Annotated in this window: 26 protein-coding genes and 1 pseudogene; 13 read left to right on the top strand and 14 right to left on the bottom strand. The window is 65.8% G+C overall.

Features of this window, described 5'->3' with window-relative positions; translation table 11 throughout:
• The first annotated feature begins 2 nt into the window (after positions 1–2).
• The 3 genes from ACSION_RS14640 to ACSION_RS14650 all read left to right on the top strand — a co-directional run bounded on the left by ACSION_RS14640 (position 3) and on the right by ACSION_RS14650 (position 2,497).
• Positions 3–560, top strand: coding sequence for a C40 family peptidase (locus ACSION_RS14640; RefSeq protein ID WP_435306493.1), 558 nt, complete (start codon positions 3–5; stop codon positions 558–560).
• Positions 561–678: 118 nt separating this feature from the next.
• The gene (locus ACSION_RS14645; RefSeq protein ID WP_435306494.1) at positions 679–1,461 is read left to right on the top strand and encodes a C40 family peptidase; all 783 of its coding nucleotides are present in this window, start codon (positions 679–681) and stop codon (positions 1,459–1,461) included.
• A 166-nt stretch (positions 1,462–1,627) separates the two neighbouring features.
• Positions 1,628–2,497: a bile acid:sodium symporter family protein gene (locus ACSION_RS14650; RefSeq protein WP_435306495.1), complete on the top strand. Its 870-nt coding sequence runs from the start codon at positions 1,628–1,630 to the stop codon at positions 2,495–2,497.
• On the opposite strand, the gene ACSION_RS14655 is transcribed toward ACSION_RS14650, so the two are convergent.
• Both ACSION_RS14655 and ACSION_RS14660 read right to left on the bottom strand, forming a co-directional pair.
• Positions 2,494–2,931 (bottom strand): GNAT family N-acetyltransferase, encoded by a 438-nt coding sequence (locus ACSION_RS14655; protein WP_435306496.1) that lies wholly within the window; start codon positions 2,929–2,931, stop codon positions 2,494–2,496. The genes ACSION_RS14650 and ACSION_RS14655 overlap by 4 nt on opposite strands.
• Positions 2,928–4,205 (bottom strand): dicarboxylate/amino acid:cation symporter, encoded by a 1,278-nt coding sequence (locus ACSION_RS14660; RefSeq protein WP_435306497.1) that lies wholly within the window; start codon positions 4,203–4,205, stop codon positions 2,928–2,930. Before ACSION_RS14660 ends, ACSION_RS14655 begins: the two co-directional genes overlap by 4 nt.
• 139 nt (positions 4,206–4,344) lie before the next feature.
• Here ACSION_RS14660 and ACSION_RS14665 point away from each other — a divergent pair, with 139 nt between their 5' ends.
• On the top strand, positions 4,345–6,045 hold the full coding sequence (locus ACSION_RS14665) for an alkaline phosphatase (protein WP_435306498.1): 1,701 nt from the start codon (positions 4,345–4,347) through the stop codon (positions 6,043–6,045).
• A 20-nt stretch (positions 6,046–6,065) separates the two neighbouring features.
• Here the strand turns inward: ACSION_RS14665 and ACSION_RS14670 are convergent, their stop codons facing one another.
• The 4 genes and pseudogenes from ACSION_RS14670 to ACSION_RS14685 form a co-directional block, all read right to left on the bottom strand.
• Complete coding sequence (locus tag ACSION_RS14670) at positions 6,066–8,168, bottom strand: peptidase domain-containing ABC transporter (protein WP_435306499.1); 2,103 nt, start codon at positions 8,166–8,168, stop codon at positions 6,066–6,068.
• Between the two features lie 273 nt (positions 8,169–8,441).
• Positions 8,442–8,799: pseudogene (locus tag ACSION_RS14675) on the bottom strand (hypothetical protein); the annotation flags it as partial.
• A gap of 190 nt (positions 8,800–8,989) precedes the next feature.
• Positions 8,990–9,700: an ATP-dependent Clp protease proteolytic subunit gene (locus tag ACSION_RS14680; protein WP_435306500.1), complete on the bottom strand. Its 711-nt coding sequence runs from the start codon at positions 9,698–9,700 to the stop codon at positions 8,990–8,992.
• Between the two features lie 613 nt (positions 9,701–10,313).
• Complete coding sequence (locus ACSION_RS14685; protein WP_435306501.1) at positions 10,314–11,579, bottom strand: HlyD family secretion protein; 1,266 nt, start codon at positions 11,577–11,579, stop codon at positions 10,314–10,316.
• Between the two features lie 202 nt (positions 11,580–11,781).
• Between ACSION_RS14685 and ACSION_RS14690 the strand changes: the two genes are divergently transcribed.
• Positions 11,782–12,264, top strand: a complete 483-nt coding sequence (locus tag ACSION_RS14690) for a helix-turn-helix domain-containing protein (protein WP_435306502.1) — start codon at positions 11,782–11,784, stop codon at positions 12,262–12,264.
• A gap of 13 nt (positions 12,265–12,277) precedes the next feature.
• Here the strand turns inward: ACSION_RS14690 and ACSION_RS14695 are convergent, their stop codons facing one another.
• Entirely contained in the window at positions 12,278–12,694 is a 417-nt protein-coding gene (locus ACSION_RS14695) for a CopD family protein (RefSeq protein ID WP_435306503.1), read from the bottom strand.
• Between the two features lie 98 nt (positions 12,695–12,792).
• Between ACSION_RS14695 and ACSION_RS14700 the strand changes: the two genes are divergently transcribed.
• Together ACSION_RS14700 and ACSION_RS14705 are read left to right on the top strand one after the other, a co-directional pair.
• Positions 12,793–13,401, top strand: coding sequence for a class I SAM-dependent DNA methyltransferase (locus ACSION_RS14700; protein WP_435306504.1), 609 nt, complete (start codon positions 12,793–12,795; stop codon positions 13,399–13,401).
• A gap of 80 nt (positions 13,402–13,481) precedes the next feature.
• Positions 13,482–14,729 carry a polyhydroxyalkanoate depolymerase gene (locus tag ACSION_RS14705; RefSeq protein ID WP_435306505.1) on the top strand — a complete coding sequence of 416 codons (1,248 nt, stop codon included), beginning with the start codon at positions 13,482–13,484 and terminating at the stop codon, positions 14,727–14,729.
• A gap of 48 nt (positions 14,730–14,777) precedes the next feature.
• On the opposite strand, the gene ACSION_RS14710 is transcribed toward ACSION_RS14705, so the two are convergent.
• From ACSION_RS14710 to ACSION_RS14720, 3 genes are all read right to left on the bottom strand, one after another.
• Entirely contained in the window at positions 14,778–15,665 is an 888-nt protein-coding gene (locus ACSION_RS14710) for an alpha/beta hydrolase (protein WP_435306506.1), read from the bottom strand.
• A 66-nt stretch (positions 15,666–15,731) separates the two neighbouring features.
• Positions 15,732–16,649, bottom strand: coding sequence for a sensor domain-containing protein (locus ACSION_RS14715; RefSeq protein ID WP_435306507.1), 918 nt, complete (start codon positions 16,647–16,649; stop codon positions 15,732–15,734).
• The gene (locus tag ACSION_RS14720; RefSeq protein WP_093296662.1) at positions 16,646–17,011 is read right to left on the bottom strand and encodes a PadR family transcriptional regulator; all 366 of its coding nucleotides are present in this window, start codon (positions 17,009–17,011) and stop codon (positions 16,646–16,648) included. The genes ACSION_RS14715 and ACSION_RS14720 overlap by 4 nt, the downstream gene beginning before the upstream one ends.
• A 132-nt stretch (positions 17,012–17,143) precedes the next feature.
• On the opposite strand from ACSION_RS14720, the gene ACSION_RS14725 reads away from it, so the two are divergent.
• The 3 genes from ACSION_RS14725 to ACSION_RS14735 all read left to right on the top strand — a co-directional run bounded on the left by ACSION_RS14725 (position 17,144) and on the right by ACSION_RS14735 (position 19,888).
• On the top strand, positions 17,144–18,052 hold the full coding sequence (locus ACSION_RS14725; RefSeq protein ID WP_435306508.1) for a peptidylprolyl isomerase: 909 nt from the start codon (positions 17,144–17,146) through the stop codon (positions 18,050–18,052).
• A gap of 90 nt (positions 18,053–18,142) precedes the next feature.
• Complete coding sequence (locus ACSION_RS14730; RefSeq protein ID WP_093296658.1) at positions 18,143–18,472, top strand: metalloregulator ArsR/SmtB family transcription factor; 330 nt, start codon at positions 18,143–18,145, stop codon at positions 18,470–18,472.
• An 18-nt stretch (positions 18,473–18,490) separates the two neighbouring features.
• Positions 18,491–19,888 (top strand): DUF2867 domain-containing protein, encoded by a 1,398-nt coding sequence (locus tag ACSION_RS14735; RefSeq protein ID WP_435306509.1) that lies wholly within the window; start codon positions 18,491–18,493, stop codon positions 19,886–19,888.
• A 6-nt stretch (positions 19,889–19,894) separates the two neighbouring features.
• On the opposite strand, the gene ACSION_RS14740 is transcribed toward ACSION_RS14735, so the two are convergent.
• Positions 19,895–20,791, bottom strand: coding sequence for a DMT family transporter (locus ACSION_RS14740; protein WP_435306723.1), 897 nt, complete (start codon positions 20,789–20,791; stop codon positions 19,895–19,897).
• Between the two features lie 106 nt (positions 20,792–20,897).
• On the opposite strand from ACSION_RS14740, the gene ACSION_RS14745 reads away from it, so the two are divergent.
• On the top strand, positions 20,898–21,830 hold the full coding sequence (locus tag ACSION_RS14745) for a LysR substrate-binding domain-containing protein (RefSeq protein WP_435306510.1): 933 nt from the start codon (positions 20,898–20,900) through the stop codon (positions 21,828–21,830).
• A gap of 5 nt (positions 21,831–21,835) precedes the next feature.
• On the opposite strand, the gene ACSION_RS14750 is transcribed toward ACSION_RS14745, so the two are convergent.
• Complete coding sequence (locus ACSION_RS14750) at positions 21,836–22,717, bottom strand: DUF2785 domain-containing protein (RefSeq protein ID WP_435306511.1); 882 nt, start codon at positions 22,715–22,717, stop codon at positions 21,836–21,838.
• Between the two features lie 30 nt (positions 22,718–22,747).
• On the bottom strand, positions 22,748–23,098 hold the full coding sequence (locus ACSION_RS14755) for a GFA family protein (RefSeq protein ID WP_435306512.1): 351 nt from the start codon (positions 23,096–23,098) through the stop codon (positions 22,748–22,750).
• Between the two features lie 114 nt (positions 23,099–23,212).
• Here ACSION_RS14755 and ACSION_RS14760 point away from each other — a divergent pair, with 114 nt between their 5' ends.
• Positions 23,213–25,024: a DUF885 domain-containing protein gene (locus ACSION_RS14760; RefSeq protein ID WP_435306513.1), complete on the top strand. Its 1,812-nt coding sequence runs from the start codon at positions 23,213–23,215 to the stop codon at positions 25,022–25,024.
• A gap of 54 nt (positions 25,025–25,078) precedes the next feature.
• On the opposite strand, the gene rraA is transcribed toward ACSION_RS14760, so the two are convergent.
• On the bottom strand, positions 25,079–25,561 hold the full coding sequence (gene rraA, locus ACSION_RS14765; RefSeq protein WP_435306514.1) for a ribonuclease E activity regulator RraA: 483 nt from the start codon (positions 25,559–25,561) through the stop codon (positions 25,079–25,081).
• A gap of 69 nt (positions 25,562–25,630) precedes the next feature.
• Between rraA and ACSION_RS14770 the strand changes: the two genes are divergently transcribed.
• On the top strand, positions 25,631–26,455 hold the full coding sequence (locus tag ACSION_RS14770; RefSeq protein ID WP_435306515.1) for a DUF72 domain-containing protein: 825 nt from the start codon (positions 25,631–25,633) through the stop codon (positions 26,453–26,455).
• Position 26,456: the final 1 nt, after the last annotated feature.

Here is a 26,456-nt window from a genome sequence, read left to right on the forward strand (position 1 = left end):
CGATGAAGGCCCGACATTATCCCGGCTTGCCCCTGCCCGCGCCACTTCAGCGCTGGGTCGCGCTGTCCGTCTGCGCCATCGTGCTGGGCCTGGCCGGCTGTGGCGGCTCCAAGCCCCAGGCCCGGAAATCCTCGCCGCCACCTTCGCAGCGCGCGTGGCCCGTGGTGGAAGCCAACGATCCGGCCGCCGCGACGGCGGTGCTGATGCGGGCCATCGGCCTGGTGGGCACGCCTTACCGGTACGGCGGCAACACCCCGGAATCCGGCTTCGACTGCAGTGGCCTGGTCACTTATGTATTCCGGGACATGCTGGATGTTCGCCTGCCTCGCACCTCGCGCGAGCTGGCGGGCGTGCAGGGCCCGAAGATCGAGCCCCTCCGGTTGGCGCCGGCCGATCTGGTGTTCTTCGGCAGCCGGGGGAACGTCACCCACGTGGGCATTTACGTGGGGGAGGGGCGCTTCGTCCATGCCCCGAGCACCGGGGGTACGGTCCGGCTGGACCATCTGGACGGGCCCTACTGGCGGGACCATTACACCGGCGCGAAACGCGTCCTTCGTTAGGAATCGGTCAACTCTGTGACAGCGGACGTTCACTCTTAACGAATAAATAACGATTTCTGAACCAAATCGGTCCGATCAGCCGGCATTATCGTGATCATCCTGTGAAACCTTCCCGCGCGTGACGACCGACGACCTGCCGCCAGGCCTGCCAGCCGCCACCCACCGCATCCCGCGGGGGGTCACCCGAATCCTCCTCAGCCTGTCGCTCTGCGTCGCCGCTTCGACGGCTGTCGCCCAGAACGCGCCGGCCCCGGTCGACGCTGCCGCCCCGGCCGTCGCCAGCACCGACGTGGTCGAAGCGCCCGTCGCGACCCCGGCCAAGTCGGTTACCGCCAGCGTCAAGGAAAAGGCCGCCGAGGCCGCGACCGCCACCCTCTCCGCCCTGCTCCCGCGTCTGGCCGCCAGCGATACGCTGCCGCTGGTCGACCGCTCGGCGATGGTCGCCGGCGACATCAGCAAGCTGCTGGCCGCCTACGACCTCAGCAAGGAAGGCGTGGTCGCCCAGGAACAGCAAGGCGGCAAGGTCCAGGTCGTACTGCAGCGCGCGCTCGCGCTGATGGGCACGCCGTACCGTTGGGGCGGCACCTCGCCCGACAGCGGCTTCGACTGCAGCGGCCTGGTCGGTTACGTGTTCCGCACCGCGCTCGGCATCGAACTGCCGCGCGTCTCCCGCGACATGGCCAGCAAGGCCGACGCCGAACTGATCGGCGCGCGCGAGGAACTGCGCCAGGGCGACCTGGTGTTCTTCGGCCTGAAGGGCCGCGTGAACCATGTCGGCATCTACGTCGGCGAAGGCCGCTTCCTGCACTCGCCCAGCCGCGGCAAGGACGTGCGCGTGGACACGCTGCTGACCGGCTACTGGGGCAACCGCTACCTCAGCGGCCGCCGCGTCACGATGTAACGCGCAGCGCAGATCCGCGATGCGAAGAAGGCCGCCATGTGCGGCCTTCTTCTTTTCGGTTCGACGGTGCAGCGCAACTTGCGCCGCATGGCGCGTTGCCGCCATCCTCCGGCAAGCGCCACATGCACGCCATCCAACCATTCGCGCCGAAGGGGAGTCGTACGCGATGCAGGCTTCATTGCTGACCAACCTGCTGTTGCCGTTGGCCTTGGGCATCATCATGCTCGGGCTGGGATTGGGACTGACGCTGGACGACTTCCGTCGCGTCGCGCGTTATCCGCGCGCGGTGCTGATCGGACTCGCGCTGCAGACGCTGGTTCTGCCATGGGTCGCGTTCGGGCTGGCGCTGGGCTTCGGTTTGCCCGCCGAGCTCGCCGTTGGACTCATGCTGCTCGCGGCTTCGCCCGGTGGCGCGACCGCCAACATCTATAGCCATCTCGCCCGTGGCGATGTGGCGTTGAACATCACCCTGACGGCGATCAACAGCCTGCTCTGCCTGCTGACGCTGCCGGTGATCCTCAACCTGTCGCTGGAGTACTTCCTCGGCGCCGGCCAGTACGTGCCGCCGCCGACGAAGAAGGTGGTCGAGGTCGCCGCCATCATCCTGCTGCCTGTCGCGATCGGCATGTTGCTGCGCGCGAAGGCGCCGGGTTTCGCAGCCCGCGCGGAGAAGCCGATCCGGCTGCTGTCGGTCCTCGTGCTCGCCTTGCTGGTCGCCGCCGCGGTCGTGCAGTCTTGGGAGACGCTGGCCACCTACTTCGCCATCGTCGGCCTGGCCTGCCTGCTGTTCAATCTGGTCAGCATGGGCGCTGGCTACGTGGCGCCGCTGGCACTACGCCTGCCGAAGAAGCAGGCCATCGCCATCGCGATGGAGATCGGCATCCACAACGGCACGCTGGCGATCTTCATCGCGCTCAACGTGCTGGAGAAACCGACGATCTCCGTGCCCGCCGCGGTCTACAGCCTGCTGATGTTCGTCACGGCGGCGGTATTCGCCTGGTGGGTGTCGCGCAACGCGCGCGAGGCCAACGCCTAGCTGTCGGTACCGGAACCGCGCGCTACATAAGCCATGCTGATCGATGCAGGCGCCGTGTCGGCGAAGCCGAACTGCGCATACAGATGCCGGGCTTCTCCGTCCGCGACCAGCATGACGTAGGCCGAAGGTGGTGCGTTCGCGCGCAGCCATGCATCCAACGCCGCCATGATGCGCTTGCCCAATCCCTGCCCCTGGTGGTCCCGTCGCACGGCGATGTCCACGACGACGAACACGGTGCCGCCGTCGCCGACCACCCGCCCCATGCCGATCACCTCTCCGGCCGTCAGCAGGCTGACCCCATACAGCGTGTTCGCAAGCCCGCGCTCCGCGGCTTCCTGCGATTTCGGCGACAGGCCCGTCTCGATGCGGAGCCGCCTGTAGGTCGGCGCATCGGGGAACGACTCGACCAGTTCGACCGACCCGGCGTCGCTCATGGCGTGGGTGCTGCGTCGTCCGTGAGGCCTACGTTCGTCGACGCCGATTCGTAGACCTCCCTGTCCAGCAGGCCGGTCTCCTTCGCCACCAGCACCGGCACCAGCATCTGGCCGGTGACGTTGGTCATCGTGCGCATCATGTCGAGGATCCGGTCGATCGCCACGAGCAGACCGATGCCTTCCAGCGGCAGGTTCGCCGCGCTCAGCACCAGCGTGACCATCACCGTCGCCGTACCCGGCACGCCGGCCGTGCCGAAGCTGCCCAGCACGGAGGCCAGCAGGATGACGAAGTACTGGTTCACCGACAGGTCCAGACCAAAGTACTGCGCCACGAAGATCGAGGTCAGCGCCGGGTAGATCGCGCCGCAGCCGTCCATCTTGATGCTGGCGCCGAGCGGCACGGCGAATGCGGCGTAATCCTTGTCCACGCCCAGGTTGTGGGTGACGCTGCGCAACGCGACCGGCATCGAGGCGAAGCTGGACGAACTGACGAACGCCACCTGCATGCCCGGCGCCGCGCCGCGGAAGAACTTCCACGGGTTCAGGCCATGCGCGAGCAGCAGGCTGCCGTACACCACCACGATGTGGAGCGCGCAGGCGACGTACAACGCACCGATGTAGCTGCCCAGCGGCAGCAGCTTCTCGAAGCCGTACGTGCCCACCAGCGAACCGATCAGGCCGAACGTACCCAGCGGGGTCATTTCCAGCACGAAGCGGGTGACCTGCACCATCGTGTCGCTGGCCTCGCCCGCGAGCTTGCGCAGGCCCGCGCTGCGTTCGCCGAGCTTCACGAGTGCGAAACCGAGCAATCCCGCGAAGAAGATCACCTGCAGGATCTTGCCTTCGGTCAGCGCCTTGAACGGATTGGCGGGCACGATGTCGAGCAGCACCTGCACCGGCGTGGGCACTTCGCGCACCTGGTAGTCGGGCGCCATCATCAGCCCGGTCAGCCCCTTGCCCGGCTGCACCACCCAGCCCACGGCCAGGCCCACGCAGACGGCCAGCGCGGCGGTGGCGGCAAACCACAGGAACGTGCGCCCGCCCAGCGCCGCCACGGACTTTTGCCCGTGCAGACTGGACACCGCATTGATCACCGCGAAGAACACCAGCGGCACCGCGATCATCTTGATCAGCGTGACGTACAGATCGCCCAGCGGCTTCAGCCAGGTTCCCGCCGCCGGCCCCATCAGCCAGCCTGCGAGCGCGCCCAGCACGAAGCCGGCGACGACGCGCTGCCAGAACGGGATCTTCAACCAGGCCGACACCAGCTTCATCCAGACGACTCACCTAAATGGACGGGACACCTTATCCCAAGGCCTACCCGGGGGCGACCTTGCGGGCGGAATGCCGGGTGTCATGAACAGGACACTGCCCGGACGGCATAATGATGCGTCTGCCTTTCCCCGGTTCATCATGCATCTGCGCTCTTTCGTATCGCCGCTCGCCGGCGCAGTCCTGCTCACCGTCCTGGCCGGGTGCGCCAGCACGTCGCCCTCCCAGCCCTCTTCCCTCCGCGTCGACGTCGCGCCAGTGGCGCACCCGCAGGGCGAGACCCCGCAGTGGTGGTATCGCAGTGGTGCTGCCAAGGCGGCAGGCAATGGCGCCATGCAGGGGCGCGCGAAGAACGTCATCGTCTTCCTCGGCGACGGCATGAGCCTGACCACCGTGGCCGCGGCCCGCATCTTCGAAGGCCAGCGCAAGGGCACGCCGGGCGAGGAAAACCTGCTGAGCTGGGAGCGCTTCCCGCACACCGCCTTCAGCAAGACCTACAACACCGATTCGCAGACGCCCGACTCCGCCGGCACGATGACCGCGGTGGCGACCGGCGTGAAATCGCACATGGGCGCCATCGGCGTCTCCGCGGGCCGCAAGAACGATTGCGCCGACAGCCGCAACAAGCACCTGCTCAGTTGGCTGACGCTGGGCGACAGTGCGGGCCTGGCGACAGGCATCGTCACCACGGCGCGGCTCACGCATGCCACGCCTGCCGCCACGTACGCGCATGTCCCGCACCGTGACTGGGAGAACGACAGCGACCTGCCTGAGCAAGCCGTCGCAGCGGGCTGCACGGACATCGCCCAGCAACTCCTCGCCGCTGAGCGCTTCGGCCATGGCCCGACGGTCGCCTTGGCCGGTGGCCGGGGTGAGTTCCTGCCGGTCGACGTGCGCGATCCGGAAGAAGACGACAAGGTCGGCCAGCGCCTGGATGGCCGCAACCTCGTGGCCGAATGGCAGCAGGCGCATCCCCAGGGCGCCTATGTCTGGAACACGCAGCAGCTGAAGGCCGCGGCCGACGCGCCGCAGCTGCTGGGCCTGTTCGAATACGACCACATGCAGTTCGAACATGATCGCCGCAAGGACGACCAGGGCGAGCCCTCGCTCGCCGACCTGACCCGCGCAGCGATCCACACGCTCTCGCGTAATCCGGAAGGCTTCGTGCTGCTGGTGGAAGGCGCGCGCATCGACCACGCCAACCACTACGGCAATGCGTATCGCGCGCTCGACGAAACCGTCGCCATGTCCGACGCGGTGCAGGCCGCGCTCGACGCGACCTCGCGCGACGACACGCTGATCCTGGTCACCGCCGACCACTCGCACACGCTGAACTTCGTCGGCTATCCGGTGCGCGGCAACCCCATCCTCGGCAAGGTCCGCGGCCAGGGTGGCGAAGATGACACGCCCGGCGACCTCGCGCGCGACCAGACCGGCATGACCTTCACCACGCTGAGCTATGCCAACGGCCCCGGCTATACCGGCGCCAGCAATCGCCAGCCTGCAGGCCCGAAGAAATTCCTGCACGCGCCCAGCAGCGTCGAGCCCGCGGAAGGCCGCCCGGACCTGAGCCATGTCGACACGGAGCATCCCGATTACCTGCAGGAGGCGTTGGTGCCGTTGAAGTCCGAATCGCACGGCGGCGAAGACGTCGGCATCTGGGCGATCGGCCCCGGCAGCGACGCCTTCCGCGGCACGCTGGAGCAGAACACGATCTACCACGTCATCGTGCAGGCCACGCCGAAGCTGCGCGCACGCTTGTGCGCCGCCGGCACCTGCGACGCCAACGGCGTGCCGGTGGAGCTGCCGAAGATCGGCGATTTCGAGAAACGGCCGCGCTAAGAAGAACCGTCGCGCTGCATTTAGGCGGGTACGATCTGAATGTCGCCCGCCGGGACCTGCGGCCTGAGCTCTTGCACAATCCGCCCCTGCTCCATCACCAGCACACGGTCCGCGCTGGCGATGGTCTCGGGCCGATGGGCGATAATGACCTTGGTGAGGCTCAAGGCCTTGACGGCATCGTTGACCAGACGCTCCTTCATCACGTCCAGATGGCTGGTCGCCTCATCCAGGAACAGCAGCTTCGGGTTGCGGTACAACGCACGCGCCAGGATCACCCGCTGCTTCTGTCCGCCTGACAGCGAACTGCCCATGTCGCCGATCAGGCTGTAATAGCCCATCGGCATGGCGGCGATCTCGTCATGCACGGCAGCCAATCGCGCCGCGTGTTCGATCCGGGCCTGATCCATTTCCGGGTCGCAGAAGCTGATGTTGTCGGCCACGCTGCCGGCGAACAGTTGATCGTCCTGCATCACGGCACCCACGATGGCGCGGACATTGCGGGGACCTATCCTGTGCAGATCGTGCCCGCCGACGCGGATGGTGCCCGCCGTGGGCGGGAGCAGGCCCAGCAGCAGTTTAACCAGCGTGGTCTTCCCGCAGCCCGACGCTCCGATGATCGCCACGGACTCCCCGGCCTCGATCGCGAAACTGCAATCCTTCAGCACCCATTGCTCGCCCTCGCCGTAGCGGAAGGAAAGGTTCTCCACTTCGATCCGTGTGCTGGCAGGGGGTGGCGCCTCAGACCGACCGGAATGCTCTTCGGGCGGCGTCAACACGATATCGGCCAGCCGCTCGCCATGCAGGCGCAGCATGCGGAATTCGAGCCAACGATCGATCAGTGCCGCCATGCGTCCAGCAAACTGGTCCTTGTACGCAAGATAGGCGATCAGCATGCCGACCGAGAATACGTTCTGCAGCGCGAGCGTGGCGCCGATCCAGATCACGGCGATACGCTCGATGCCGAACACCAGTTGGCTGGCGCCGTTGAAACCTAGCCCCATGCGAGCTAGTAGTACTTCCTGATTGACGGTGTCGTACATGAGGTTGTCGTACGCGCTGCAGCGCTGCGACTCCTCGCCCGCCACTTTCAGGCTCTGCATCCCGCGCAACGATTCCAGCAGATGGGTCTGCTGCTTGGCGCCCGCGACCAGTTGCTGCTCGGTACGATCGCGGACGGGCCGGTAAGCTATGGAGCGAATGCCCATATACAGGATCACGGCCACCAGTGTCACTAGCGCCAGCTTCCAGCTGTAGAACAGCATCAGTCCGAGGGTGACGACCGCCATCACGCCATCGATGATGGCCTCGACGAAGCTGGTGGTCAGCGTGCGCTGGATCGCCTGTACCGACGACATGCGAGAGGTGATGTCGCCGAGATGCCGCTTCTCGAAGTAGTCCAGTGGCAGCTTGAGCAGGTGGGCGAACACATTTCCCATCCACTGCAGGCCCAAGCGCGACGATAGGTAGACCACGGACCAACCACGCAGCAGGCCGATACCGATCTGCAGCACCAGCGCCAGGCCGAAGCCGAGCCCGAGCACGGTCAGGAGGTCTCGATCGGCGGATACCAGCACTTGGTCAACCACCCACTGCATATAGAACGGCGCCAGGACAACGAACACCTGCAGCGCCACGGACAGCAGCAAGATCTGCGTCAGCGCGCGCCAGAGACCTCGCACCGGACCAGCAAGCTGTCGAGCCGTCACGGTAGGCGTCGCCTTCTGCGGCTTGAACTCAACGGTGGGCGTCAGCTCCAGCGCAACGCCGGTGAAATGATCGGAGGCTTCGGCTAGCGAGAGCTTTCGTTCGCCGACCGCAGGATCGAGGACGGTGACTCTCGATGTTCCGACCTTCGCCAGTACGACGAAATGATTGAGATCCCAATGGAGGATGCAAGGTAGATTGAGCTTACCCAGATCCCCCAAATCGAGCCGCAGCGGCCGGCTGGAGAAGCCAAGCTGTTGGGCGATGTGGATCACTTGATTTAGCTTGGCGCCCTTGAGGGACGTCGGAAAACGTCGACGAAGCTCGGCGAGCCCGACACTCATTCCATGGCAATTCGCCACCATACCCAAACAGCTGAGGCCGCACTCGGCGGCCTCAGATTGCAGAATACACTTCAAGAACCACCCGCCTTCCGGAACAGAATCATGAAACTAACCGCCAGACTCTTGATCAGTAGCACTGATTCGCTCATCCAGAACGGGCACACAGTAGCGTGTGGAGACCAGCACAACTTCCCCGAAAGCGATCAAGAAGATCGTTACCGGAAATAGTTGAGCTCGTTGGATAAAGTTAAATCCAAACAGAATTACACCGAACAAAGCCGCGACACAAAAGATCACGCCATGAACTCTTATTCTGTAACGTGCAGGCTTCATAGGAGACCTCATCTCAAGCGGCTCGAAGATCCATTCGGCCAATGTCCTGCGCTCACCCAGCACATCCGCATCCACCAACATGCCCGCTTTCAACACCTCCGACTTGCCGTAAGCGGTGAATGCTTGTCGCGCCAGCGAGACGCCCCCCCGCTGGAACCGGCTCACCCTGCTGCGCCCTGCCGATCAGAGCACCTAGTTAACCCGCGCTCGGCGTGCTGCGAATGATGGCAGAGACCTCGCCTTCCTGATGACCGAACTTCTGGTACGGAACCGCCTGCCAACGCAACAGCACCGGATCACCCGCCTCGACGAACCCGATCGTGCGGCTTAGCACAAGCAATTCTGCTTCCATGCACTCGTCGCCCGGCAGCAGCGTCGTCAGCGCCTGTCAGGCAGAAACATGGGGCAGAGCACATCATTCGTACTGCACAAGGCGAGCGCCTCGAACGAGGCGCACCACGAAGGAGCTCCCCGCAAGCAACCCCACCATAACGAATAAACTGTGTCGCGCCCTTGATCAGGCGCCCCCAATATCTTGCGAGCGTCCGCTGAGCGCTACGATTTTATTCAACCTTCCGCATGAAATCTCGTTCGTACATCAACCCCCCAACACCAAACTCCTCAAGCCTCTCGCGAGGCCATTCCCACATCACGACTTCACCTGCAGATATCCTTTCTTGAACCTCTTCGGGCGGCTTCGTCAGCATATCTATACTGATCGATCTTTCCGTGTAGAAGTCCAGAAATTCCTTGTTCTGGCGCATCAAGCTTTCCCCAACAACATGAGGCAGTCGCAACGAGGCGATCTTAGCGGCCGAGAGAGGCCCGCCATGAAAAAGCACATGACCACCTTCCATTACGTACTTCCTTCGGCCAGCCATAAAAATAAATTGAGCACATGACGAAGCGCACATTCGACCCACGATGACATCAGCTCCCATTCTTTCTATCAGATGCGCAATGGCGATTGCGGGACGCATCTCGCCCCCATCACTATCAACCACTACTAGCTTTACTTTCATGGCTGCTGATGAAAGATTTTCTGCACGAGAATCGAAGTCTTTCTGAAGCTGGTAAGTAGCAGGCCCCTTAACGCACAGGGCTTCAGCCTTACTAGCATATGCGACCCCCTTCTCCAGCACAGAGCACTCGTGAACCGCTTTCGCAGCATCACTGAAGAGGCGCACCTCGTTGGACTCCACTTCAGCCCCAACAAGCTCTGGAGGCACGGACGCGAGGACAACCAAGCAAGCAAATGAAATGTACTTTTTCATGTTTCTCCTCGCACTTCATTCTTAATGAGCGCCCGTTGGGTGGGCGCTCGAACGACCTTAGCTCTTGCAAGTAGCCGTAGTCGTACCACCAGAAGTACTGGTTGACATAGTCGTGCCGGCTGGGCATGAGCAGGTAACAGCAACAGCGATCGTTGACACGCCATTTGACCCAGTAATTTGCGCATAGACCACCGCGCAAGAAGGCGCCTGATCCCCGCCCCCAATAGAATTCAGCTCGTCAAAATATAGTGCACGCATGGCTTCTCCTTATCTTCATATATTTGTATTTTGAGTTGGAGAAAGAACTTTTCGATTAGGACTTTGACTGAGTATCTTTAACGCAAGTAACAGAAACTCCGCCCCCGGAGTCAGCAGTAGGCCCGATGACTACCACCATCGCGGTTGTACCTGCCGGACAGGACATAGTGGTTGTGTTCCCAGATGTTGTGGTAGTTGGCGCCGATGGAGCGCCGCTCCCATTGCCCCCGGAGACCCATCGAATTTCACTTCTATCCAGTACTTTCATTTGCTACTACTCCTCACTTTATGACGCAATCCCGGCGCCGAGGGGTCGAGATTGAACTCGACGGGTTATAGTTTTCGGCGCGACTTTTCAGGCGTCGCCAACCCTCCCGCCCAACGAATACAGCGGCTCGAAGACCCACTCGACCAATGTCCTGCGCTCACCCAGCACATCCGCATCCACCAGCATTCCCGGCTTCAGCGCCTCCGGCTTGCCGTAAGCCGTGATCGCCTGTCGCGTCAGCGAGACCGTCACCCGATAGAACGGCTCGCCCTGCTGAGCATTGCCGATCAACGCACCCAGCTCACCGGAGTTCAACGCGCTGCGACTGATGGCCGCGACGCGCCCCTCTTGGTGACCGAACTTCTGGTACGGAAACGCCTGATAGCGCAGCAGCACGCGGTCGCCAGGCTCAATGAAGCCGATGGCGCGGCTCGGCACCAGCAACTCGGCTTCCAGACGCCCATCACCCGGCAGCAGGGTCATCAATGGCTGCCCGGCCTGTACCGCCTGACCGGGCTTGACCACCTGCGTGGCCACCACGCCAGTCACCGGTGCCTTGACGACCAGCGCACCACTGGCCTGCGTCTGCACCCGCTCCTGTTCCAACTGCGCCAGCTCGCGCTGGAAGCCCGCCTCGCTCGCTTGTCCCTGTGCGGGCAACTCGCGTACCGCCTGCTGCAACTGCGCGATCAGACGGCGCGTGGCGATGGCCTGGCGCTGCAAGGACTGCATCTGCCCTGTGTACTCCAGTACGCCGGCTTCCTGCTGTTTGATCTGCAGCACGCTGACGTACTGCCCGCCCTCCAGCCTGCGCAGACGTTCAAGCGTCTCGGTGGCGATCCGGATCTGGTCCTGCCGGGTCGCCACTTCCGATTCGATCTGCGCCAGTTCACGTTGCGCGACCGCAAGTTGCACGCCTGCACCTTGCATTTGCGCCAGCAACTGGCGCTGCTGTGCCTGCTGGGCGGACGCCAGCCCTTCCTGCCGCTGGGCCAGCTGCTGTTCAAGCGCGACCTGCGTATCGCCTGATGCCAACGTCGCGCGGGGAACGGCGACCACCGCCAGCGCTGCACCCATTCCAACACGGCCGCCCTCCGCCGCATCCAGCCTGACCACCACACCCGTGGCCGGGGCCAGCACCGTAGCGAGTCCCTGCGAAGGCACCAGTTGCCCGGTCACGGTGGAACGACGCGTGTAGGTGCCCAGCGTGACGAACAGGACGATGACCGTGGCTGCGGCGACCGCCGCGAGTGTCAGTACCCACAGCCGGACCGGTTGCGCCAGCGAGATGCCACCCAGCCAGCTGCCGCGTTTGGCTTCCAGAACTTCCGGGCGGAACAACGGTTGCGTCATGCGGCGTCCTTGACTCGTGATACGCGCCGGAGAAGATCCGACCGACTCAGGCATCCCTGCGCCCTTGAGTCGATCCTGCCGCAACGCCAATGCGTGCTTCAACCGCGATTCGGGAAGCCCGCGTCAATACTGCTGACATTCACGTTTTCGAGGACGTTCTACTTCAACGACTTGCCTGCTCATGTCAGCCGGACTGCACAACATGACGTCAATCTGGCTGACGCAACAATGTGAGTTGCATCGTGAAATTCACGCATTTAGTTTGAGCTACCCTCGCTCAGTCGCCGAATCAACTCACATGAAGCTCTCGATGCGCATCCGGATTGCACGCCAACGCGCACGAATGTCCCAGGAGGCGCTCGCCCTGAATCTTGGGGTGACGCGAAGTGCCGTAGCGAACTGGGAGAGTGTCGAGGGCGTGTTGCCCGCAACGGGTCGGTTGGCCAGGCTGGCTGAGTTGACAAGCGTGAGTTTTGAGTGGCTCGCCACAGGCCGTGGCGCCCTCGACGCGGGCGCCAGCGCGAATGACACGCCGGCGGTCGACGCAGAAATGGTCTACGACGAACTGGAACGCCAGATGCTGGGCGCGTTCAGGCGGATGACACGCGATGCGCGTTTACAGGCCATCCTTGAGTTTGAAGCGAACGCGCCTGTCGCACGATCGATGGAACGCTCGCCCCGCTGACAGGGGCGGTACGTCAGAACGGCTTGGCGAGCACGAGCCAGATGATCGCGATCAAGGCGAACAGCGGCAGTTCGTTGAACCACTTCAATGCGGTCGGCGATGGCAGCGACTTGCCCTTCGCGACGCCTTTCAGCCAGCGGCCGGTGACGATGAAGTGCGCCAGCACCAGCGCGACCAGCGTCAGCTTGGCGTGCAACCAACCGCCGCTGATGCCGAAATGGAACCACAGCACGCCACCGAGGATCACCGCGATGCCGAACATGCTGTGGCCGAAGCCGTATAGGCGACGCCCCATCAGCAACAGACGCGCCTGCACGTCGGGCTGCCCGGTCGTCTCGGCCAGGTTGACCAGGATGCGCGGCAGATAGAACACGGTCGCCATCCAGGCGATGACGAAGACGAGATGGAAGGTCTTGACCCACAGGTACATGCGGCTGGCTCCGTCTGGCTGCGCAGGATGGCGTGCGGCGCATAGGATAACGCGCCGCATCGCGTAAGCTTGCCGCCTTTCCGTACCCGGGCGCGCGCATGACCAAGCAGTACGACGCGGACTATTTCAAGCGCTGGTACCGCGACGGCGACATCGGCGGTGCGCCGCGGCTCGCGCGCAAGATCGCGCTGGCGGTCGCGGTGGCCGAATACCACCTGGAGCGGCCGATCCGCACCGTGCTCGACATCGGCTGCGGCGAAGGCGCGTGGCGCGCACCGTTGCTGAAGCTGCGCCCGAAGCTGCAGTACCTGGGCTTCGACGCCAGCGAGTACGCCATCCGCCGCTTCGGGCGCACGCGCAATCTGCACCTCGCGCGCTTCGAGGACTTCCAGTACCTGCGCCCGTGTGCGCCGGTTGACCTGCTGGTGTGTTCGGACGTGCTGCACTACGTGCCGACCCGCGAACTGAAGCGCGGCCTCCCCGGGCTGGCGGAACTGTGCGGTGGCGTCGCGTTCCTCGAGACCTTCGCCAAGGAGGACGACTTCGACGGCGACCACGAGGGCTTCCAGCCGCGCAAAGCCGCCTGGTACCGGCAGGCCTTCAACGGCGAGGGATTCCAGTCGATCGGCAACCACTGCTGGCTGGGCCCGCGACTGGCAGGCGACGTGGCGGTCCTGGAGGCCGCGGATTATCGGCCGATAACCTGAACAGGCCACGCGCGGCGCCCTCGCCTTTGGGGTATGCTGCGGCGCAACACCGTGCACCAAAAGCGGGATTCCGGACAGCCATGACCTTGTACCAACTGCACGAACTCGGACGCGCATGGATGGCGCCGCTGGCCTACATGGCCGAAGCGAACGCGCGCATCTTCTCCGCCCCGACCAGTTGGTTGTCCAACGTGCCGGGCGCCGAGCGCATCGCCGCCGGCAACGAACTGATCTATCGCATCGGCAAGGATTACGAGAAACCGGCGTGGGAGATCCACGAGGTCGAGGTCGAAGGGCGCACCGTTCCCGTGGTGGAGCAGGAGATCGTCAAGAAGCCGTTCTGCCGATTGTTGCGCTTCAAGCGCTACACCGACGACGCCGAGACGATCACCACGCTGAAGGACGACCCGGTCGTGCTGGTCGTGGCGCCGCTCTCCGGCCACCACGCCACCCTGCTGCGCGACACCGTGCGCACGCTGCTGCGCGACCACAAGGTCTACGTGACCGATTGGGTCGATGCGCGCATGGTGCCGGCGTCCGAGGGCGCCTTCAGCCTGGACGATTACGTCGCCTATGTGGAGGAGTTCATCCGCCACATCGGCGCGGACAAGCTGCACGTGATCAGCGTCTGCCAGCCCACCGTACCGGTGTTGGCGGCCGTGTCGCTGATGGCCGCACGCGGTGAAGCCACCCCGCGTTCGCTGGTCATGATGGGCGGACCGATCGATGCGCGACGCAGCCCGACCGAAGTGAACAGCCTTGCCACGCGCAATCCGCTGTCGTGGTTCGAGAACAACGTGATCCATTCGGTACCGATGCCCTACCCGGGCGAAGGCCGTCGCGTGTATCCCGGCTTCCTGCAGCATGCGGGCTTCATCGCGATGAATCCCAGCCGCCACTTCATGTCGCACTGGGACTTCTACGCAGACCTGGTGAAGGGCGACCTGCAGGATGCCGAATCGCACCGCAAGTTCTACGACGAGTACAACGCCGTGCTCGACATGCCGGCCGAGTACTACCTGGACACGATCCGCACCGTGTTCCAGGAGTTCCTGCTGCCGCGCGGCAAGTGGAAGGTCAATGGCGAACTGGTGACGCCCTCGGCCATCAAGAAGACGGCCCTCATGAGCATCGAGGGCGAACTGGACGACATTTCCGGCCAGGGGCAGACCGCCGCCGCGCACGACCTGTGCACCGGCATCGCGAAAGCCCACCACAAGCACCTGACCGTCGAAGGCGCCGGCCACTACGGCATCTTCAGCGGCCGTCGCTGGCGCGACAAGGTCTATCCGCAGGTGCGCGACTTCATCGCGAAGTACGCAGGCTGACGGCACCCACCCACCTTCGTGCCGTGCGCCGATGCACGGCGCACGGGTCTAACGATTGTCCGGCGACGTGCCGGTGCGTGCAGTGATCCATCGCACCGCGGCGTCCACGGGCTCACTGGAATCGGCGAAGGCCACGTTGTGCCCCAACCCGGGAAACACCTGGGACTCGTACGCCTTGCCTTGCGCCTTGAGCGCGTCGAGACGTTCCACCGACAACCGCACCGGCGCCTGCACGTCCACATCGCCGTAGAGCCAGAGCCCCGGGATCGAAAGCGCGGCGAGCGCATCGCGCGGATCGGTGTCGGCGAACTGATAACGGTCCGGATCGTTGCGGATGTGGTCGCGCGCATCGGCCTCGGTATGCGTCTTCCAGAAATCCGGCGCGCCTTGCGTGTAGAACTGGAAGCGCAACTGCTCGCGTGCGGTGACGACCGGCCCGCTGAAGAGCACCATGAATCGAACGGCAGGTCGCGTCTTCGCGGCAAGCGGAATGATCCAGGTCGCCTGACTGAAACCCACCAGCCCGACCGGAACGTCACGGGAAGGAAGGTGCGCCACCAGCGCATCCACGGACGCGCCCGCATCCGCCGCCAGCAACGCGAGATTGGCGGCGTCGACGTTGTTGGTGCCCACCTCGGGACCCGCGTACACGCCGCCCGATCCACCGACGCCACGCTTGTCGTACGTCAGCACCGCGATGTCGTCGCGGGCCAGGCGCGCCGCGAAATCCGTCATGCGTTTTTCCTGCCCTGATCCATGCACGATGACGACCGCCGCGCGCGGATGTGCCGGCTGGAACAGCGTGCCGACCAGGGTGACGCCTTCGCTCTCGAAGCTGACTTCTTTCGATGCGACGGCGGGCGGCTCTTCTGCGTGCGGACGAAACGGGACCAGCAGCAGCGACAGGCACAGCAGACGCACAAGCACGTGGTGCATGACGACGGCTCCTCGGTTCTCTTCGTGAAAACGCCGGGCCGCGAAGGCGGCCCGGCGCTCGATGACTTACACCACCGGCGTCCGCACCAGCAGGTGCTTGGCCAGCCAGCCGTGGAAGCGGCCGATGTAGCGCGCCAGGTGCAGCGTACCGAACAGCAGCAGGAAGCCGGCCAGGAAGCACACCGGCCACAGCCAGGGCCAGTCGGGCGTCAGGTTGATGACGTCGACGTCGAACGCGCCGGCATGGCCCAGCAACAGGATGACCGGAGCCGCCATCAGGCTCAGCGAAACGGCCAGGAACGTGATCGCGATGGTGAAGTAGGCCGTGCCCAGCGCCTGCATCAACACCAGGTACAGCATCGCCGTCCAGGTGCGCCCGTCGGTGAACAGTTCCTGCAAACGCGTCATCCACGGCTTGTCGCGCTGCGTGTACAGCGGGCGGCGCGGCATGCGCTCGCCCAGCAGCACTTCCACGATGCGGCCTTCCACCAGCGACAGCAGCCGCACCGACATCAGGAACAGCAACAGCAACGGGATGCCGACGATCAGGATCAGCAGACCCACCGACAGGCTCGCGCCGGTGACGACCCAGGTGAAGTAGAACGTGCCGGTCGCCAGCGACAGCAGCATGTAGAACAGCGCGCCGTAGGTGCGTGGATCGGCAGCGACGCCGAAGAAGCGCCCCAGCAGCGACGTGCGCTTGGGCGGTGCCGGCGGCTGCAGTGCGCGCGTCACCGTGACCTCGGTGTCGCGGTAGATGTCGGCCACCTCCTCCGGCGCGCCATAGCTGCCGGCGACGGACGCAATGACATCGGCTTCCGACGTGCCGGGGTTGGCCGCCATTTCCGCGCGCAGGTATTCCTCCGCGTCGTACAGGGCGTCCTGGACCATGGCCTTGTCGGCACCCGACAGCGCGGCGCGCAATTGCTCCAGGTAAACGGGGATGGTGGTGGGCAGGCTGCCCGGGGCGGTGGTGGTGTTCATGCAGGAATCCCCTCAAGCACGGAATCAACGGAATCGCGGGTGGCGCGCCAGGCGGCGGTCCAGGCCTGCAGGGTCTGCCGCCCTGCCTCGGTAATGCGGTAGTAACGACGCGGCGGCCCGGCGACCGAGGGCTCGACGAAGCTGTCCAGCAGCCCGCCCCCCTCCAGATTGCGCAGCACCGGGTACAGCGCACTCTGCTTGCCGCTGAGCACGCCTTCGCCCACGCGCTCCAGCTGTTTGGCGATCAGGTAGCCATACAACGGCTCCCCGGCGCGGGCCAGGACGGCCAGCAATGCCAGCGAGACAGTGCCGGCGCTGAGCTCTTTCTGGAACTTCTTCAGATGGATATCGGGTTCGTTCATTGCTCCCCCTTTGCGGACCCGCCGCTAGGTTGGAGAGGATGCTATTGCGAACTTTGATATAGCGAATGTGCCAGTAGTCACTGGGACCGGCGGCCTCCCTACAATCGGGTCACCTACCCGCCCGGATCCGCCATGCGCCTGACACCCTTGCTGCTCGCCTGCCTGCTTGCCCTGCCTGCCGCGCACGCGGCCGAGGCGCCGAAGTACCTCAGCGCCAAAGAGATCTTGGATGCATCCCCGGACACCGACTGGCGCACGCTCGATCCGGCGAACACGCTGTACATGGACGTGCCCGGCGGCCGCGTGGTGATCGAACTGGCACCCGCCTTCGCACCCGAGCATGCGGGCAACATCCGCACGCTGGCGCACGAGGGCTTCTGGAACGGACTGGCCATCTATCGCTCGCAGGACAACTTCGTGGTGCAGTTCGGCGATGCCGATGCGGAAGACACCGCCAAGGCGAAATCGCTGGGCACGGCGAAGACGAAGCTGCCGGCGGAATTCGCGCGCACGGGCAAAGGCGTGTCCTTCACCCGATTGCCGGACGCGGATGGCTGGGCGCCCGAGGTCGGCTTCGTCGATGGCTTCCCGGCGGGACGCGACCCGAAGACGAACGAGGTCTGGCTGGCGCATTGCTATGGCGCCCTGGGCGCGGGCCGCGGTGGTCCGCCCGACAGCAGCAACGGCAGCGAGCTCTACGTGGTCACCGGCCAGTCGCCGCGGCAACTCGACCGCAACATCACCCTGGTCGGCCGCGTGGTGAAAGGCATGGAACTGCTCAGCGCGATTCCTCGCGGTCCGGAGCCGATGGGCTTCTACGAGAACGCCACCGAGCGCACCCCGATCACCGCCGTTCGCCTCGCCAGCGATGTGCCCGATGCCGAACGCACGCCGCTGCAGGTCCTGCGCACCGATTCGAAGACCTTCGCCGCCGCCACGGAGGCGCGCCGCAATCGTCGCGACGGCTGGTACGTGCGTCCGGCCGGCCATATCGACCTGTGCAACGTGCCGCTGCCGGTGCGCACGCCCCCGACCCGTTGAGCCCCCGCAAGCGCCGCCCCGACGGGCGGCGCTTGACAGCCATGCCCTGCACTTAGATATTTAGCAAATACGTTAATTATCTAAATCCACATGACGGTCGACCGCATCTTCGACGCCCTGGCTTCGCGCCCGCGTCGCGAAATCCTCGCCTACCTGTCCGCACAGGAGCTCACCGCTGGCGAGATCGCCGCGCGTTTCGACATGAGCGCGCCCGCCATCTCGCGGCACCTGTCCGTGCTGGAAGCCGCCGGCCTGGTCAGCAGCGACAAGCGCGGCCAGTTCGTTTTCTACCGACTGGCGCCCGACAACCTGGTCAACACGCTGACCGGTTTCGCCTTCGAGGTCTGCCCCACCGCCGGCCCGCTGAAGCGCGAAGCCAAGGCGCGCGCGCGCAAGACCGCGACACCCAAGCCCCGCTGACCTTCGAGGAGTCCTGCCATGCACCGCCATGCCGATGTCGTCCCGGGGTTCCCCACCGCCCGCATCCGCTCCTACTCGGGCGGGCTACCGGTGGAGGTGGTGTTGCTGGCGCAACTGGGGCCCGGCGCGGGCGATCGCCTGCACGCGGACACCGGCGCGCTGCAGCGCGCGCATCCCGGCTTCGTGGATGCATTGGACGAACCATCGGTGCGCATCGCAGCGCCCGATTTCGAGGCCGGCGAACGCAGCGCGCTGTACACCTTCACCGTCGGCGCGGCAGGCCATCCGTTCCACCGTCACGCCGGGCACCGCACGTTCACCGCCGTGACCGGCAGCGGCGGCGCGCGCCTGCGTTTCTCCACGGCATCGGACGCACAGCTCGCGCGCGATCCCGCGCACTTCGCCGCCGCCCTGCACCACGTCGACCTGCCCGCCGATGCGCTTTTCAGCGTGCGCTTCGGTGGCGGCACCTGGCACCAGTTCGCGCCGCTGCAGGCGGGCACATCGCATCCGGTGCTGTTCGCGCTGTCGTGCCATACCGACGAACTTGGCGGGCTGCCACGGGGTGCCCTGCAGGACGAAGTCCTGGCGGGCGACGCGAACATCGCCACGCTGACGGAAACGCTGCCGCCTTCCGTGCAGGCGTGGCTGGCCGCGCATCCCGCGCATGTGGAGCACATCCCGACCGTTCGGCTTGCCCTGCATGCGCCGCCTGGCAGCTGGCAGCAACATCTCTGTGCCGGCCTGCGCGCGCGGGCCGGTCGCGTCCGCACGCGGTTGGCGGGCTGGTGCGGCGAGATCGGCTTCGTCGAGGGCCGCGCATCGCCAGTGAAAGCGCTGCCGTCTCCACCCATCGGATCACTGCTGTTGGAGCAACTGCCGGACTTCCATCACGAGGACACCTTCAGCCTGCGCCTGCAAGGCACGACGCACGCGACCGCATCGGCCCTGATGGCGGACGTGCTGGAAGGCTTCCTGCAATACCGCCCCGCCGGCGTGACCCAGCTGATGCGATTGCGGAATGTGTTGGTGCGGCCGTTGCGCCTGCGCACCTCGCCGCTGGGATGCCCGGTGTCGTCGTTGCTGTCGACCGGCGACGGGCCGCTGTTCGCCGGTCGCTATCCGGTGCTGGCACAGCGGATCGACGCGGATGGGCGGCGCGCACAGGTGATCCTCGGCGCGGATGATCGCCATCTGGCGTTTCGTTCCTGCGTGGGCGTGCAGATCACCGATACCGGCGTGGACATCACGCTGGGCACGCGCGTGCAGTGCGCCAACGTGTTCGGACGCGCCTACATGGCCGCCATCAATGGCGTGCACCACGCCTACATCGCGCCGACGATGCTGCGCATGGCCGTGGAAGGCGCCGTGCAGCGGCATGCGCCACTGACGCTGGCGCAGGGTTTGTTCGCCTGACGCCCGTCAGGCGGCGCGCTGGCTGGCCGCCACGCTGCCCAGGATCAGCGCGCCCGCGGCCAGCATCGCCAGCGTGACCGGTTCGCCGAGGAACGCCCACGCGAAGCCCGCACCGAACAGCGGCACCAGGTAGGTCACCGTCGACGCACGTGCCGGACCGATGCGCTGGATCAACCGGTAATACAGCAGGAACGCGTAGCCGGTGCAGACCACGCCGATGGCGATGGCCGCACCCCATGCACCGGGCGCGATGCTGGCGGTGGGCCAATGCGTCGCCGCGAACGGCAACACCAGCAGCGCCGCGCAGCCCAGCGTCGCCGCCGCCGCGGCCGCCGGCGGAATGCCTGCGAGGTGCTTGCGCACCAGGTTCACGCCCACGCCGTACAGCAATGCCGCCGTGGAGCCGGCCATCACCGCGCCGCCCACACTCAAGCCACCGGCCTTGCTCGTCGCCAGCACGACCACGCCCACGAAACCCACGAGCAGCGCCAGCGAACGGCGCGTGCCGATCTTCTGGCCGAAGAACAGGAAGCCCACCAGCGCCGTGAACAACACGGTCATCGCGTTGCAGATCGCACCGATCGCCGCAGGCGAACGCTGCGCCGCCCACGCGAACAACAGGAACGGAATGGCCGAGTTGATCGCGCCGATCATCGCCAGGCGCGGCCACATGCCGGCGCGGAAATGCGCGCGCTCGCGCCACAGGAACGGCAGCAGGACCAATGCTCCCAGCGCCAGCCGCACCTCGACCAGCGCGAACGGTCCGAACGGGTTCGCCGCGATGCGCATGAAGAGGAACGAGCTGCCCCAGATCGCGCCCAACGCCAGCAACTCCAGCGGCGTGCGCCAGTCGCGTCCGGCCACCTGCGGCAAGGGGTCCACGGTTGTCGTTGCCTGTGCCATCACCGCACCCTCGTTCGTGCCTGCCGCCATTCTGGCCGATCCTGCCAACCCCACAAGCGCGTACGATACGGCCAAGCCACAAATATGGCTTGTGCCTGGAGCCACCATGAGCCTGCGCCCCGCCCTGCTGCCCGCCCTCGGCGTCTTCGCCGCTGCGGCCCGCCACCAGAATTTCGCCCACGCCGCCGACGAACTGCACCTCACCGCCAGCGCCGTCAGCCACCACGTACGCAAACTGGAAGGGCTGCTCGGCGTGGTCCTGTTCCAGCGCCACGCGCGCGGCGTGAAGCTCACGATGGAGGGCCGCCAATTGGCGGATGCCGCCAATGCGGCGCTCGGCGATATCGATGCCGTGGCCTCGCACCTGCAACTCGCCGGCAAGACCACCACGCTGCGCATCACCACGCTGCATTCGATGGCCTATTGCTGGCTGCTGCCACGGTTGCCGCGGTTCTGCGCGCGCCACCCGCACGTCCGCCTGCACGTCGACACCGGCATCGCGCTGACACGCTTCGATGACGAGGGCCCGGAACTGGGCATCCGCCATGGACCCGGGCATTGGGCAGGCCTGACCTCGTATCACTTGATGGACGACGAACTGTTCCCGGTCGCGTCGCCCGCCCTGCCCGGCATCGAAGCGGTCACGGAGCCACGGCAGATCGCGCAGTTGCCGCTGGTGACGGACCTTGCGCTGCAGGGCTGGCGCGACTGGTTCCGTGCCGCCGGCGTGCGCGGGCTGCGCCTGCCGTCGATGCACAGCTTCAACGACAGCACCGATGCGATGCGCGCCGCCGTGTATGGCGTCGGTGCGGCGCTCGCGCGCCGGCATGTCGCCCAACCGTATCTGCAACGTTACGAACTCGTGCGGCTGCCCGGACCCGCACTGAAAGCGCGCTTCGCCTACTACGCGGTGCATCCGGCACACAAACCGCCGAGCGCCGCCGCGCAGGCCTTCATCGACTGGCTGAAGGAAGAAGCGCGCGACGAGCGCACGCCGCTACCGCCGATGCCGGACGACTTCCTGGGGCGCGGTCCCTGACATCGTCAGGGCACGGCTTTCAGCGCCTGCACCACGATCGGTTTCAGCGCACGGATGTTGGGGTCTTCGGACTGATCGGCTTCCAGATGGATACTCATCAGGAAGGCCATCAGATCGTGGCGGCTCGCGAGCCAGTCCGTATCCGCATAAGCCTGCTTCTCATCCCCCAACCTGGGCGGCAGCGCGTCGAACCAACGCGTCCACGCCGCTTCGTCCAGCAATCCGCGCTTTGCGGCGTACAGCACGGGCCGCGCCAGTCGCCCCGGCTCGCCGAAGACATACGCGTGCGCATTCCCGGGCACCACCTGGGCCGCCACCGCCTGCAGCAATGTCTCCACCTGGGCGCGGTCCACACGTTCGTTGAGTACCAACTGGAGCGCCCAGTCCGCACCATGGGCAACACCATGCCGCCAGCCTACTTTCGCGTCGAAACCGCGGTAGTCGCGCACCGACGACAGGTACGCGCCTGCGCGCCGCACCATCGCGTCGCGCTCCTCCGCCGACATCCATGGCGCGATGCGGTCGGTACGCGCGACTTCGGACAGCACGAGTGCGGCGAACGGAGGCCCTACCCCGTCGGCCGTGTCCTGTTCCAGCATCGCGTACAGGCGATCGCGCAGGGTGCGGCGCTGCGCCTCGTCCAACAGGCCCGCACGAAGCCACGCACTCAGGCCTTCGTAGGCAACGCCATCGCGAAGCGTCGGGTCAGGATCGGACAAGCACGCGGGAAGCCTTTCGACCAACGTCGCGCGCACGTCGTCCGGCACGGCGAAGCGTTGCTCGCGCAACAACCGCAACGATCCGGCATCCGTTCCCTCGGGCGGACACGACGCGTACGCTGGCGAGGTAAGTAAGCCCGCCAGCACCAGCAGTGTCGAAGCGCGCATCGTCATCTCCCCATGTCGTTGGCGACCACGTCAGAGGCTGGCGCCGTCGAACGGGGTCACCTTGAGCCCCGCCAGGTCCACGCCCGGCAAGCAGCGCACGTTGACGGCCGCCATCTGCGTGCCCGTCTTGGGATGCGCGGCTTCGCCGTACGGAGCGATCCCGCAGACCGCGCAGAAGTGGTGCTGGATGTGGTGCTTGTTGAACGTGTAGGTCGACAGGTCGCCTTCGGGCGTCTTCAACACCAGCGCCTCACGCGGTGCGAACCACAACAGGCCGCCGCGCCGACGGCAGAGCGAGCAGTTGCAGTCGATCACGTCGTTGACCTCGCCTTCGACCTCGAACGCGATCCGTCCGCAATGGCAGCTTCCTTCGTGCTTCATGGCGTGTGTCCCGTTTGGCTGGATGGCCAGCGTATATCGAATGGCACGGGCACGGGCATGACCTTCGGCCTATGCTTCCGGTTCCGCTCACCGCCGCACTGCAACAGGACTCCCATGCGCAAGACCCTGCTCGCCGCCGCCCTCCTGGCCTCGCTGTCCGCCTGCCAGAAGAGCGAAGCCCCCACCGCCGCTGCCGGCGCCGACACGGCGGTCACCGCCACGGATACCGCCAAGGCCGATGCGGCCTTCGCCGATCTCTCCAAGCGCGCCCTGGAAGGCTGGCTGCAGCTCTCGCCCGTCGGCGCCACCCAGATCGGCGAACACAAGTACGACGGCGACCTCGACGACCTGAGCGCCGCTGGCCGCCAGAAGGGCCTGGAGTTCAGCAAGAAGATCCTGGCCGAACTGGATGCCACCGACATCGCCGCACTGTCGCGCGAGAACCAGGTCGACGCCGCCATCCTGCGCAACCAGCTGCAGTACGACATCTGGACCGCCGAAACGCTGCAGAGCTGGGCGTGGGATCCGCAGGTCTACAACAACGTCGCCGGCGGCGCGATCTACGGCCTGATGGCGCGCGAGTTCGCGCCGTTGCCGGATCGCCTGAAGTCCGCCACCGCGCGCATGCAGAAGATCCCGGCACTGCTTGCGCAGGCCCGCGAGAACCTGGACCCGGCGCGCGTACCCAAGGTGCATGCCGAGACCGTCGCCAAGCAGAACGCCGGCATCCTCAGCATCGTCGACACCTTCATTGCGCCGCACCTCAAGGAACTGCCCGAAGCCGACCGTGCACAGGCCGATGCCGCCATCGACGGCCTGAAGAAGGCCGTGGCCGAGCACCAGGCCTGGCTGGACAAGACGCTGGTACCGAACGCGAAGGGCGACTTCCGCATCGGCCAGGCGCTGTACGACCAGAAGCTGCAGTTCGCCCTGCTCTCCTCGCTGTCGCGCGCCGACATCAAGCAGCGCGCCGAGGGCGAGCTGAAGCGCGTGCGCGAAGAGATGTACGGCATCGCCCGCACCGTGCTGAAGGACAAGCCCGGCGCGCCCGCGCTGCCGGAAACCCCTACCGCCGACGAGCAGCAGAAGGCGATCGAGGCCGCGCTCGAGCTGGCCTACGCCGAACGCCCGGCGCGCGACAAGGTGGTGCCGGATGCCGAAGCGGCGCTGGCGCAGGCCACCGAGTTCGTGCGCAAGCACGACCTGGTCACGCTGCCCGACGCGCCGGTGGAAATCATCGAGATGCCGGAGTTCCAGCGCGGCGTGGCGGTGGCGTACTGCGATTCGCCCGGCCCGCTCGACAAGAACCTGAAGACCTTCTACGCCGTCTCGCCGATTCCGGACGAGTGGGACCAGAAGCAGGTCGACTCGTTCCTGCGCGAATACAACAGCCGGATGATCCACCTGCTGAGCATCCACGAAGGCACGCCGGGCCACTACCTGGAAGGCTGGCACTCGGCCAAGTTCCCGTCGACGCTGCGCGCCGTGCTGCGCTCGGGCATGTTCGCCGAAGGCTGGGCCGTCTACACCGAGAAAATGATGTCCGATGCCGGCTACCTCGACAACGATCCGCTGTTCCACCTGGTGCAGATGAAGTTCTACCTGCGCACGATCGCCAACGCGATCCTCGACCAGGGCGTGCAGGTGGATGGCTGGACGCGCGAGCAGGCGATGGACCTGATGGTGCGCCAGACCTTCCAGCAGGAACGCGAAGCCGCCGGCAAGTGGACCCGCGCGCAGCTGACCTCGGCGCAGCTGCCGACGTACTTCGTCGGCGTGCAGGAGCACTTCGACATGCGCAAGGCGGCGGAAGCCAAGCAGGGCGCGCAGTTCAACCTGAAGGCCTACCACGACCAGGTACTGTCGTATGGCGCACCGCCGGTGCGCTTCGTCCGCCAGCTGATGCTGGACGAACCGATCAAGTAAGACCGGCGCGTGACGGAAACACCGCAAAGGGCGGGCCGCAAGGCCCGCCCTTCTTCATGAGGGCTGCAACGACGACGTCGCGACGATCACGCCGTTGGCGTCGGCATAGATCCAGTCGCCCGGCACGATCGACAGGCCGGCGAACGCCACCGGCACCTCCACGTCACCCAGGCCGCGCTTGTCGGTCTTCATCGGATGCGATGCCAGCGCCTGCACGCCGAGCGGCAAGGCGGCGAGCGCGTCCACATCGCGTACGCAGCCGAAGATCAGGAAACCGGACCAGCCGTGCTTCACCGCGTTCGCCGCGATCTGGTCGCCCAACAGCGCACGCCGCAGCGAACCGCCACCATCGACCACGATCACACGGCCTTCGCCCGGCGTCGCCGCCAGTTCGCGCACGCGCGAGTTGTCCTCGAAACACTTCACCGTCACTGCCGGTCCGGCGAACGCAACGCGTCCGCCATAGCCGCGGAACACCGGCTCGGCGACCTGCACGTCGGGGTACTGGTCGCACAGGTCGGGCGTGGTCCAGGACATGCGGGCTCTCCTGCGTGGGGTGGCCCGATGGTAACGCGGTGCTGACGGCCGCCGCGCTATCCTGACCGCATGGACGATCTTTTCGCTGCACCGCCGCCCACGGCCACCGACGGTATCCGCATCGGCATCGGCGGCTGGACCTTCGCGCCGTGGCGCAAGAATTTCTATCCCGATGGCCTGGTGCAGCGGCGCGAGCTGGAGTACGCCAGCCGTCAGCTGACCGCCATCGAGATCAACGGCACCTACTACAGCGCGCAGAAGCCGGCGACCTACGCCAGTTGGCGCGACCAGACGCCGGACGGCTTCGTGTTCTCGGCCAAGGCGCCCAAGCGGATCATGCAGTCGCGCTCGCTGGCGTCGACACGGGCCCAGGTGGAGGATTTCGTCGGCGGCATCGCCGAACTGGGCCCGAAGCTGGGGCCGCTGGTCTGGCAGTTCGAAGCGGGACGACGCGTCGATGCGGACGAACTCGATGCCTTCCTGGCGCTGCTCCCGCGCGACGTGGATGGCCGCCCACTGCGGCACGTGCTGGAAGTCCGCGACCCCGCCGCCGTGGACGCGGACTTCATCGAACTCGCGCGTCGCCACCAGGTCGCCACGGTCTTCACCGATTCCACCGACTACCCATCCTTCGCCGACCTCACCGCGGATTTCGTCTACGCACGCCTGATGCGCTCGCAACCGATCGAGACCGGTTATCCGCCGAAGGAACTGACGCAATGGGCCGAGCGCGCACGCGCCTGGTCGCGCGGTGAAGACATCGCCGAACTGCCGCACGTGGGCGAGCCTGCGCCCGTGCTGCCCAGGCGCGACGTGTTCTTGTACTTCATCAGCAGTGCGAAAGAACGCAACCCGGCGGCGGCGATGGCGATGATCCGCCAACTCGCGAAGTAAC

Origin of the sequence: Pseudoxanthomonas sp. LjRoot125 (assembly GCF_964252705.1) — a bacterium.
In the GTDB taxonomy this organism is placed as follows: Bacteria; Pseudomonadota; Gammaproteobacteria; order Xanthomonadales; family Xanthomonadaceae; genus Pseudoxanthomonas_A.

Bases quoted from the DNA above. Each gene is read 5' to 3' on its own strand.
- ACSION_RS14640 (WP_435306493.1), top strand. From the start codon at position 3: ATGAAGGCCCGACATTATCCCGGCTTGCCCCTGCCCGCGCCACTTCAG.
- ACSION_RS14650 (WP_435306495.1), top strand. From the start codon at position 1,628: ATGCAGGCTTCATTGCTGACCAACCTGCTGTTGCCGTTGGCCTTGGGC.
- ACSION_RS14655 (WP_435306496.1), bottom strand. From the start codon at position 2,931: ATGAGCGACGCCGGGTCGGTCGAACTGGTCGAGTCGTTCCCCGATGCG.
- ACSION_RS14660 (WP_435306497.1), bottom strand. From the start codon at position 4,205: ATGAAGCTGGTGTCGGCCTGGTTGAAGATCCCGTTCTGGCAGCGCGTC.
- ACSION_RS14665 (WP_435306498.1), top strand. From the start codon at position 4,345: ATGCATCTGCGCTCTTTCGTATCGCCGCTCGCCGGCGCAGTCCTGCTC.
- ACSION_RS14680 (WP_435306500.1), bottom strand. From the start codon at position 9,700: ATGAAAAAGTACATTTCATTTGCTTGCTTGGTTGTCCTCGCGTCCGTG.
- ACSION_RS14685 (WP_435306501.1), bottom strand. From the start codon at position 11,579: ATGACGCAACCGTTGTTCCGCCCGGAAGTTCTGGAAGCCAAACGCGGC.
- ACSION_RS14690 (WP_435306502.1), top strand. From the start codon at position 11,782: ATGACGTCAATCTGGCTGACGCAACAATGTGAGTTGCATCGTGAAATT.
- ACSION_RS14695 (WP_435306503.1), bottom strand. From the start codon at position 12,694: ATGTACCTGTGGGTCAAGACCTTCCATCTCGTCTTCGTCATCGCCTGG.
- ACSION_RS14700 (WP_435306504.1), top strand. From the start codon at position 12,793: ATGACCAAGCAGTACGACGCGGACTATTTCAAGCGCTGGTACCGCGAC.
- ACSION_RS14705 (WP_435306505.1), top strand. From the start codon at position 13,482: ATGACCTTGTACCAACTGCACGAACTCGGACGCGCATGGATGGCGCCG.
- ACSION_RS14710 (WP_435306506.1), bottom strand. From the start codon at position 15,665: ATGCACCACGTGCTTGTGCGTCTGCTGTGCCTGTCGCTGCTGCTGGTC.
- ACSION_RS14715 (WP_435306507.1), bottom strand. From the start codon at position 16,649: ATGAACACCACCACCGCCCCGGGCAGCCTGCCCACCACCATCCCCGTT.
- ACSION_RS14720 (WP_093296662.1), bottom strand. From the start codon at position 17,011: ATGAACGAACCCGATATCCATCTGAAGAAGTTCCAGAAAGAGCTCAGC.
- ACSION_RS14725 (WP_435306508.1), top strand. From the start codon at position 17,144: ATGCGCCTGACACCCTTGCTGCTCGCCTGCCTGCTTGCCCTGCCTGCC.
- ACSION_RS14730 (WP_093296658.1), top strand. From the start codon at position 18,143: ATGACGGTCGACCGCATCTTCGACGCCCTGGCTTCGCGCCCGCGTCGC.
- ACSION_RS14735 (WP_435306509.1), top strand. From the start codon at position 18,491: ATGCACCGCCATGCCGATGTCGTCCCGGGGTTCCCCACCGCCCGCATC.
- ACSION_RS14740 (WP_435306723.1), bottom strand. From the start codon at position 20,791: ATGGCACAGGCAACGACAACCGTGGACCCCTTGCCGCAGGTGGCCGGA.
- ACSION_RS14745 (WP_435306510.1), top strand. From the start codon at position 20,898: ATGAGCCTGCGCCCCGCCCTGCTGCCCGCCCTCGGCGTCTTCGCCGCT.
- ACSION_RS14750 (WP_435306511.1), bottom strand. From the start codon at position 22,717: ATGCGCGCTTCGACACTGCTGGTGCTGGCGGGCTTACTTACCTCGCCA.
- ACSION_RS14755 (WP_435306512.1), bottom strand. From the start codon at position 23,098: ATGAAGCACGAAGGAAGCTGCCATTGCGGACGGATCGCGTTCGAGGTC.
- ACSION_RS14760 (WP_435306513.1), top strand. From the start codon at position 23,213: ATGCGCAAGACCCTGCTCGCCGCCGCCCTCCTGGCCTCGCTGTCCGCC.
- rraA (WP_435306514.1), bottom strand. From the start codon at position 25,561: ATGTCCTGGACCACGCCCGACCTGTGCGACCAGTACCCCGACGTGCAG.
- ACSION_RS14770 (WP_435306515.1), top strand. From the start codon at position 25,631: ATGGACGATCTTTTCGCTGCACCGCCGCCCACGGCCACCGACGGTATC.